8 protein-coding genes are annotated in these 8,575 nt (G+C 70.0%); 3 read left to right on the top strand and 5 right to left on the bottom strand.

Going from position 1 to position 8,575, the window contains the following annotated elements; genetic code table 11:
• Window positions 1-36: 36 nt before the first annotated feature.
• On the bottom strand, window positions 37-921 hold the full coding sequence (locus tag OXR60_RS19625; RefSeq protein ID WP_267397743.1) for a LysR substrate-binding domain-containing protein: 885 nt from the start codon (window positions 919-921) through the stop codon (window positions 37-39).
• 256 nt (window positions 922-1,177) lie between these two features.
• Here OXR60_RS19625 and OXR60_RS19620 point away from each other — a divergent pair, with 256 nt between their 5' ends.
• Window positions 1,178-3,469, top strand: a complete 2,292-nt coding sequence (locus tag OXR60_RS19620) for a CDC48 family AAA ATPase (RefSeq protein WP_267397742.1) — start codon at window positions 1,178-1,180, stop codon at window positions 3,467-3,469.
• A 148-nt stretch (window positions 3,470-3,617) separates the two neighbouring features.
• Window positions 3,618-3,914: a DUF3297 family protein gene (locus tag OXR60_RS19615; RefSeq protein WP_267397741.1), complete on the top strand. Its 297-nt coding sequence runs from the start codon at window positions 3,618-3,620 to the stop codon at window positions 3,912-3,914.
• Window positions 3,915-3,933: 19 nt separating this feature from the next.
• Here OXR60_RS19615 and OXR60_RS19610 read toward each other — a convergent pair whose 3' ends face one another.
• The 3 genes from OXR60_RS19610 to OXR60_RS19600 form a co-directional block, all read right to left on the bottom strand.
• Window positions 3,934-4,269, bottom strand: a complete 336-nt coding sequence (locus OXR60_RS19610; protein WP_267397740.1) for a metalloregulator ArsR/SmtB family transcription factor — start codon at window positions 4,267-4,269, stop codon at window positions 3,934-3,936.
• 200 nt (window positions 4,270-4,469) lie between these two features.
• Complete coding sequence (locus OXR60_RS19605) at window positions 4,470-6,338, bottom strand: ABC-F family ATP-binding cassette domain-containing protein (protein ID WP_267397739.1); 1,869 nt, start codon at window positions 6,336-6,338, stop codon at window positions 4,470-4,472.
• Between the two features lie 45 nt (window positions 6,339-6,383).
• The gene (locus OXR60_RS19600) at window positions 6,384-6,977 is read right to left on the bottom strand and encodes a helix-turn-helix transcriptional regulator (protein ID WP_267397738.1); all 594 of its coding nucleotides are present in this window, start codon (window positions 6,975-6,977) and stop codon (window positions 6,384-6,386) included.
• Between the two features lie 96 nt (window positions 6,978-7,073).
• On the opposite strand from OXR60_RS19600, the gene OXR60_RS19595 reads away from it, so the two are divergent.
• Window positions 7,074-7,505, top strand: a complete 432-nt coding sequence (locus OXR60_RS19595) for a DUF6456 domain-containing protein (protein ID WP_267397736.1) — start codon at window positions 7,074-7,076, stop codon at window positions 7,503-7,505.
• A 16-nt stretch (window positions 7,506-7,521) separates the two neighbouring features.
• On the opposite strand, the gene OXR60_RS19590 is transcribed toward OXR60_RS19595, so the two are convergent.
• A partial coding sequence (locus OXR60_RS19590) for a hypothetical protein (RefSeq protein WP_346732032.1) occupies window positions 7,522-8,575 on the bottom strand: 1,054 nt, incomplete at its 5' end.

The raw sequence follows: 8,575 nt of genomic DNA, 5'->3' as shown, positions 1-8,575 counted from the left end.
CTGGTTGAGACAAGGATGGCGCGGGGTAACCGCCGCTCAGCCCTCGCCGAGGGTCTTGATCAGCCAATCATGAAAGATCCGCACCGCGCGCTGATGCAGCGCGCGGGGGCGGCACAGGAAATAATAGCTGTACGGGCTCTCGACGTTGATGTCGAAGAGGTGGACCAGCCGCGGATCGCGGGCCTGCTGGAACTGGCTTTCGTGCATGAAGGCGACGCCGAGCCCCTGCGCCGCCGCCTCGAGCAGCAGTGCTCCCGAATCGAAATAGTCGATCGCCGCCGGCTCGATATCTTCTACACCCGCCGCCACCCGCCAGGCGGTGAAATTCTCCGGCATCTCGCGATGGATCAGCGCGGTGAGCTGGCGGATCTGGTGCGGCTCGGTGATCGGGTTCGGGCCTTCAAGAAAGCGCCGTGCGGCGATCACATAGACTTTGTCGCGTGCGAGCCGGCGGGCGTAGAGCTGCGGATCGACCTCGCGGGCGAGCGCGATCACTGCATCGAGGCCTTCGCCGAGCCGCGCAACGCCATGGCCGCCGGTGTCGATGTCGAGGTGAAGCTCGGGATGCGCGGCGCGCAACTCGCCGAGGCGGGGAAACAGCTGCTGCGAGGCGTAGAGCGGCAGGATGCCGAGCCGCAGGCGCAGCACCTCGGTAGTGCTGGTCATCGCCTCGACCGCGTCGGACAGCGAATCGAGCACCGGCGCAATCTGCGCGAGCAAGCGCTCGCCATCGGCGTTGAGCACGATCGCCTGGTGGCGCCGCTCGAACAAAGGGCGATCGATGAAGCGCTCCAGCGCCTGGACGCGGCGGCTGAGCGCCGGGGCCGACAGGGCAAGCTCGGTCGCCGCGGCCTTGACCGAGCCAAGCCGCGCCACCTGAATGAACGCCTCGATCGCGCCCAGCGGCGGCAGCCTGCGCATGATCCCCTCTCCCTATTCTCGTCACGCTTATAGCTTGCACATGCAGTTTCTGCAATCGTGGTAGCGCTATTCGCAATTGCACCATAGGCCCGCAGCGGTCACAAGGATCGGGCCTTTCAGGCATCCTCTCCTAAAACTTTCATGGGCTGGTCCTTCAGGGATCGGCCCTTTTTTTGTCTCGCGCGAATCGATCGCGGCTCGAAACGCGGAACCGGCATCCTATCTGAGGCGCTTCGAAGCCCGCGAAAGGGAAACCATGGCCGACAGCGAGATCACCGACACGGGCACCCGCAAGATCCAGGTGGCGAACAGCCGCCCCGAGGATTCGGGCCGCGGCCTTGCCCATCTGCCGCGTACGCTGATGGCGGCGATCGGGGTGGGCGAAGGTGACGTGATCGAGATCGTCGGCAAACAGTCGACCCCGGCGCGTGCAGTGGGGCCTTATCCCGAGGACGAAGGCATCGAGGTGCTGCGCATCGACGGCCTGCAGCGCGCCAACGCCGGCGTCGGCGCCGGTGATTTCGTCGAGGTCCGCAAGGTGGAATCTAAGCCAGCCACCCGCGTGGTGTTCGCGCCGGCTCAGCAGAACCTGCGGCTGCAGGGATCGACCAACGCGCTCAAGCGGACGTTCTTCGGGCGGCCGTTGTGCCAGGGCGACGTGGTCGCCACCGCCGGCCACCAGCGGGTCGGCAACATGCCGCCGGGTGTGCAGCAATATATGAACGCGCCGGCCTATGCGCTGCAGGAGATCCGCCTCGCGGTGATTGCGGCGACGCCCAAGGGCATCGTCCACATCGACGAGAATACCGAGATCGAGCTGCGGCCCGAATATGAGGAGCCGACGCAGCGGCGCGCCGACGTCACCTATGACGATATCGGCGGCATGGCGGAGACGATCGACCAGCTACGCGAGATGGTCGAGCTGCCGCTGCGCTATCCCGAGCTGTTCCAGCGCCTGGGCGTCGAGCCGCCCAAGGGCGTGCTGCTCCATGGCCCGCCCGGCACCGGCAAGACGCGGCTGGCGCGTGCGGTCGCCAACGAATCGGATGCGCAATTCTTTCTGATCAACGGGCCCGAGATCATGGGCTCCGCTTATGGCGAATCGGAAGGGCGGCTGCGCGAGATCTTCGAGGAAGCGGCCAAGAATGCGCCGTCGATCGTGTTCATCGACGAGATCGATTCGATCGCGCCCAAGCGCGGCAACGTCCAGGGCGAGGCGGAGAAGCGCGTCGTCGCGCAGCTGCTGACGCTGATGGACGGGCTGGAGGCGCGCGCCAATCTGGTGGTGATCGCGGCGACCAACCGGCCCGAGGCGATCGACGAGGCGCTGCGCCGGCCGGGCCGGTTCGATCGCGAGATCGTGGTCGGCGTGCCCGACGAGCGCGGGCGCCGCGAGATCCTCGGCATCCACACCCGCGGCATGCCGCTGGGCGACAAGGTCGATCTCGGCGAGCTGGCGCGGACCACTTATGGCTTCGTCGGCGCCGATCTCGCCGCGCTGACCCGCGAGGCGGCGATCGAGGCGGTGCGGCGGATCATGCCGCGCTTGAACCTCGAGGAGCGGACGATCCCGCCCGAGGTGCTCGACACGCTGTCGGTCACCCGCGAGGACTTCCTCGGCGCGTTGAAGCGCGTCCAGCCGAGTGCGATGCGGGAGGTGATGGTGGAGGCGCCGCGGGTGCGGTGGGAGGATGTCGGCGGGTTGGATGCCGCGCAGATGCGCCTCAAGGAAGGCGTCGAGCTGCCGCTCAAGGATCCCGACGCATTCCGGCGACTGGGCATCCGCCCCGCCAAGGGCTTCCTGCTCTACGGACCGCCGGGCACCGGCAAGACGCTGCTCGCCAAGGCGGTGGCGCGCGAGGCGGAGGCGAACTTCATCGCCACCAAGTCGAGCGACCTGCTCTCCAAATGGTATGGCGAGAGCGAGCAGCAGATCGCCAAATTGTTCAGCCGCGCGCGGCAGGTGGCGCCGTGCGTGATCTTCATCGACGAGCTCGACAGCCTGGTGCCCGCGCGCGGCAGCGGCGCCGGCGAGCCGCAGGTGACCGAGCGGGTGGTCAACACCATCCTCGCCGAGATGGACGGGCTGGAAGAGCTGCAATCGGTGGTGGTGATCGGCGCGACCAACCGGCCAAACCTGATCGACCCGGCGCTGCTGCGGCCGGGGCGGTTCGACGAGCTGATCTATGTCGGCGTGCCCAACCCCGAAGGGCGGCGGCGGATCCTCGCGATCCAGACCGAGAAGATGCCGCTCGACGGCGATGTCGACCTCGACGAGGTGGTGCGGCGGACCGAGCGGTTCACCGGCGCCGACCTCGAGGATGTGGTGCGCCGCGCCGGGCTGGTGGCGCTGCGCCGCTCGCTGCAGTCGACCGCGGTGACGATGGGCGACTTCATCGAGGCGCTCGGCGAATCGCGCGCGAGCGTGACCCCCGAGACCGAGCGCGACTATGAGCAGATGGCGGCGCGGCTGAAGCAGGACGCGACCTCGATCCAGCCGATCGGCTTCATCAGCCCGGGGCAGCTGACGCCGCGGGGTGGCGACTAGCCCACTGCGTTCGCGCTGCGCTTTGTCGAAGGCCTGAGTCTCAGGTGCTTCGACAGGCTCAGCACGAACGGAGGGGCGGGCGGCGAACGCGCGCCGGCCGCCGGTTTTTTGGTGGCGCTGGCGGGCGTCGAGCGGCTAAGCGGCAGCGATGACCGAAACCCCTCCCGATCGCCTGTCCACCAACCCCGACAGCCCATATTTCGACCAGCCGCTGCTCGAGCGCGGGATCGGGATCCGGTTCAAGGGCTCCGAGCGGCGCGACGTCGAGGAATATTGCCGGTCGGAAGGCTGGATCCGCGTCGCGCTCGGCAAGAAGATGGACCGCCACGGCCGGCCGCTGACGCTGAAGCTCAACGGCGAGGTGGAAGCCTGGTTCGAGCGGCCGGCGGCGGGCGCCGAGGCGGACGACGCCGGGACGACCGACAACACGACCGACCAGGCCTGAGCCACCGCGCGCTGGGCGGTCAGCCGTCCTCGCCGGCGCGGCGCAGGCGGGCGAGCGCCTCCTGCCAATCGCCCGAGATCGCATCGAGATAGCTGCGCGCGCCGGCGAGCGCCTGCGGCTGGTAGATGAAATGGGTCTCGCGGCCGGTGCGCTCGGCGATCACCAGCCCGGCGTCCTCGAGCACGCGCAGATGCTTGGCGACCGCCTGCCGGGTCATGCCGCTGTTGACCGCGAGCCGCGCGATCGAGCGGGTGCCGCCGCTGCGCAGCGCGACCAGCAGCGACAGGCGGGTGGGATCGCCGAGCGCCGCGAAGATCCGGGCGGCGTCCTGGGGCTTGGTGGGGGCTGGCGGCATCGGCGCGACGCTATCCGGCGCGGCTGACGCGGGCAATGGCTGGCGACGGGCGCCATGACGTCAGTCTAACCCGCTGCCTCCGGTTTCCGCTGCGCGTGGCGACGCCCGTCCTGAGCGCCGCCGCAGACGGCGTCGTGGGGGCATGAGCCTCACCGTGCGACAGGCTCAGCACGAACGGGGTGGTTGGACGTCTTCGAAGACTAGCCCGCGCTTTCCAGTGCCTCGCTTGCCTCGAGCCATTTGGCCTCGACCGCCTCGAGCTTGGCCTGGACCTCGGCGCGGCGGCGCGAGAGATCGCTCATCGACATCGCCTTGAAGCGCGGCTCGGCGCCGGTGGGGTCGAACATCGCATGGTCGAGCGCGTTGCGTTCCTTGCTGAAGCGCGCGGTATCGGCCTCAAGGTCGCGTACCGTCTTGCGCAGCGCGGTTTCCTTCTCGCGCGCCTCGGCGGCGGCCTTCTTGCCGGCCTTGCGATCTGCCTTGCTCTCCTTGGGGCCGCTGCTCGCGCCGTCGCCGGCCAGGATCATCGCGATATAATCGTCAAGCGCGCCGTCGAACTCCTTGGCGGTGCCATGGTCGACCAGCACCAGCCGGTCGGCCGTCATCTCGAGCATGTGGCGATCATGGCTGACAAGCACGACGGCGCCGGTATAGGCATTGAGCGCCTGAACCAGCGCTTCGCGGGCATCGACGTCCAGATGATTGGTCGGCTCGTCGAGGATCAGCAGGTGCGGCGCCTCGCGGGTGATCAGCGCCAGCGCGAGCCGCGCGCGCTCGCCGCCCGACAATTTGCCGACCTTGGTGGTCGCCTTGTCGCCCGAGAAGCCGAACCGGCCGAGCTGGCCGCGGACCGCGGCGGGGCTGGCGCCCTTCATGATCCGGGTCATGTGCTCGAGCGGGGTATCGTCGGTATCGAGCTCCTCCACCTGATATTGGGTGAAATAGCCGACCTTCATCTTGCCCGACGACGCCATGTCGCCCTCCATCGGCGCGAGCTGCGCGGCGAGCAGGCGGGCGAGCGTGGTCTTGCCGTTGCCGTTGCGGCCGAGCAGCGCCAGGCGATCGTCGGGATCGAGCCGCAGGTTGAGGCGCTTGAGGATCGGCGTCTCGGCATAACCGACCGCGGCCATGTCGAGGGTGATCAGCGGCGGGCGGAGCTCGCTCGGATCGGGGAAGTCGAAGCTCAACGACGGATCGTTGTAGGCGTCGGCGATCGGCTGCATCTTGGCGAGCATCTTCTGGCGCGACTGGGCCTGTTTCGCGGTCGAGGCGCGCGCCGAATTCTTGGCGATATATTCCTGCAGCTTGGCGCGCTGGGTCGCCTGGTTGGTGCGCGCGGCCTCCAATTGGGCGAGCCGCTCGGCGCGCTGGCGCTCGAACGCGTCATAGCCGCCGGGATAGAGCGTGATCTTGCCGCCCTGGAGGTGGAGGATGTGATCGACGACGTTGTTGAGGAAATCGCGCTCGTGGCTGACGACGACGATCGTCGCCTTATAGCCTTTGAGGAAGTCCTCGAGCCACATCACCGCTTCGAGATCGAGGTGGTTCGAAGGCTCGTCGAGCAGCAGCAGATCGGGCTGCGAGAACAGCAGGGCGGCGAGCGCGACGCGCATCTTCCAGCCGCCCGAGAAGCTGTCGAGCGGCCGCTGCTGCATGTCCTCGTCGAAGCCGAGGCCGAGCAGGATCTGCGCGGCGCGCGCCGGCGCGGTATAGGCGTCGATCGCGATCAGCCGCTCGTAGACGTCGCCGAGGCGATCGGGATCCTCGCAGGTCTCGCTCTCGACCATCAGCGCGGCGCGCTCGACGTCGGCGGCAAGCACGGTATCGAATGGCGTGACGTCACCCGACGGCGCTTCCTGGGCGATATAGCCGAGCCGGGCGCCGCGCGGCATGTCGGCGCTGCCGTCGTCCGGCTCGAGCAGCCCGGCGATGACGCGCACCAGTGTCGACTTGCCGGCGCCGTTGCGGCCGATCAGCCCGACCCGGCTGCCGGGGGGAAGCGCGGCGCTGGCGCCGTCCAGGATCGTGCGGCCGCCAAGGCGCACGGTGATGCCGTTGAGATTGAGCATGCGCGCGCCGTTAGCAGATGCAGCACCGGTGCGCGAGGGTGTGGCTTACAGGTCGCGGACCAGGCGGGTAGCGCGGGCGAGCCAGGGCGGATCGGCGAGCACCTGCTGGCGCTGGCCGGGGCCGAGCGGGAGCAGGTGGAGCTTGCCCGCCCCCCCTGCTCCTGCCCCTGCGGCGCCCGCGTCGCGGCCGATCAGCCGCGCGAACAGGAAGCGGCCGGCCGGGCGCGGCACCAGCACGTCGCGGTTGAGCGCACCGGCGAAGCCCGCGGGATCGACCATGTCGCACCAGATCACGTCGCCGGCGCGATAATCGCCGACGCTGCCGGTGACGGCGACCGCCACCGCGCCGGGCGTCGGCGCAGGCGGCAGCGCAACCTGCGGCTGGCTGGGGGCATGGGCGCCGCCGGCATCGAGCAGCGCGGCGACCGGCAGCGTCGCGCGATCGGGCAAGGTGACGAGATCGGCCGCCTCGACGCCGAGCGCGGCGGCGATGCGGTTGAGCCAGCCGACCGAGACGGTGCGGGTACCGGTCTCGAGCCGACCGATGGTCTGCGCGGTGGTCGGCGGCGCGCAGCGGCGGGCGACGTCCTCGAGCGTCAGTCCCTTGGCGCGGCGCACGTCGCGAATGGCGGTGATCATGCCGGAGCTCCTTGCCAAAACCAAATCGGTTCACGCCCTGTCCTACAAGCGTGACGCTATGGCAAGGAAGATCGACTCGAAGATAGGAGCGATGCGATGCGGCAGTTGGTGGAACGATCGATCGGGAGCGGGCGGAGCGTGACGGTCAACGCTGCCGAGTCGCCGCTCGGCTGGCTGAAGGCGCGCGGGCTGGTGAGCGCGCGCCAGTTCGAGGCCGGGGAGCGACTGCGCGGCGATTATGAGACGGCGTCGCTGGGGCCGCGGGTGACGATGCGCTGGGCACCGCGGGTGGATGGCGAGGGCGGCGGCGGGCTCGATCCGTCGACCGCGCAGATCGCGGCCAAGCGCCGGTTCGATGCCGCGATCGGCGCGGCGGGGGCGGGGCTGGCCGACATCCTGTGGCGGGTGGTGTGCGCGGGCGAGGGGCTGCCGGCGGCGGAGAAGGGGCTGGGTTGGCCGGCACGCGCCGGGCGGCTGGTGCTGACGCTGGCGCTCGACCGGGTGGCGGATCACTATCGGCTGCGATGATCCTGCGGCCGGGCGGTTAGGCGGCCGGCTGGCCGAGCCGCCAGCGCAGCAGGCGGACGAACGGCGCGGGATCGTCGAGCCGGAAGGCGACCGCGGTGTAGCGGCGCTGGCGCCGACCGGTGCGGCAGAGCAGCGGCGGATCGAGCCGGAGGAGGACGTTGGGCCAGGCGAGCAGCGCGGCGTTGAGCGTGGCGGGGGCGCGGACCTCGTCGCCGACGATCTCGGTAGCAACCGCGGTGATGCTGGCGAGATCGATGCGCTGGTCGATCAGCAGGCCGCCGCGGACGCGGACGCCGTCGGGCGTGATCAGGATCGGCCGCAGGCGGAAGGATTTGATCAGCCCGACCAGATAGACGAAGCCGAGATCGCTGATGGCGAACAGCACCAGCGCCGCGGTGCGGCTCCAATGGCCGACCAGCAGGTGATAGACCCCGGTCTCGATTCCCGACAGGATCAGCAGCGCGGTGCAGATCGGCGCCAGGTGGCGATGGTAGGCGAAGCCGCGGCTGTCGGCGGGGATATCGGCGGAGCCGCCCCAGCGGAACAGCGCAAGGTGGATCACCCGCAGTTCGGCGGCGGCAAGGCGCACCAGCAGCGGCGGCGCGAACTGGCCCGCGGCGGCGATCCAGCGATCGGGCGCGGCGGCGCTGTCGCCGAGCATCCGCCGGGCGCGCACCGCGGCCCAGCCGAGATGGGCAAGGACGATGGCGAGCATCGCGGCGACGAGCGCCGGCGCGCCGGTCATCGCGGCGCGCAGCGGCGCCGGGGCGCCGAGCGCGACGATGACGCAGGCGCCGGCGAGCACACCGACGATCGCCTGGGGCGGCGGCCGCCGGGTGCGGGCGAGCCGCGCCAGCATCAGCGTGTCGGGGACGATCCACAGGATCAGCAGCAGCGCGGCGAGGGCGTGGGCGGCGGCCAGCGGGGTGCGGATCGCGAGCGCGGCGAGCGCGATGACGATCAACGGGGCGAGCGTGGCGGCGGCCGGGCGGGCGATGCTGCGGTGATGTGCGTGGGCGCTCATGCTGACACTCCCGATGGGCTTGCCCTGGCGGATCGGGTCGCGCGGC

Source organism: Sphingomonas sp. GC_Shp_5, from assembly GCF_026540855.1.
Lineage (GTDB): Bacteria > Pseudomonadota > Alphaproteobacteria > Sphingomonadales > Sphingomonadaceae > Sphingomonas.
The sequence above is the reverse complement of the archived record's forward strand: the minus strand, read 5'-3'. Positions and strand labels throughout refer to the sequence as shown.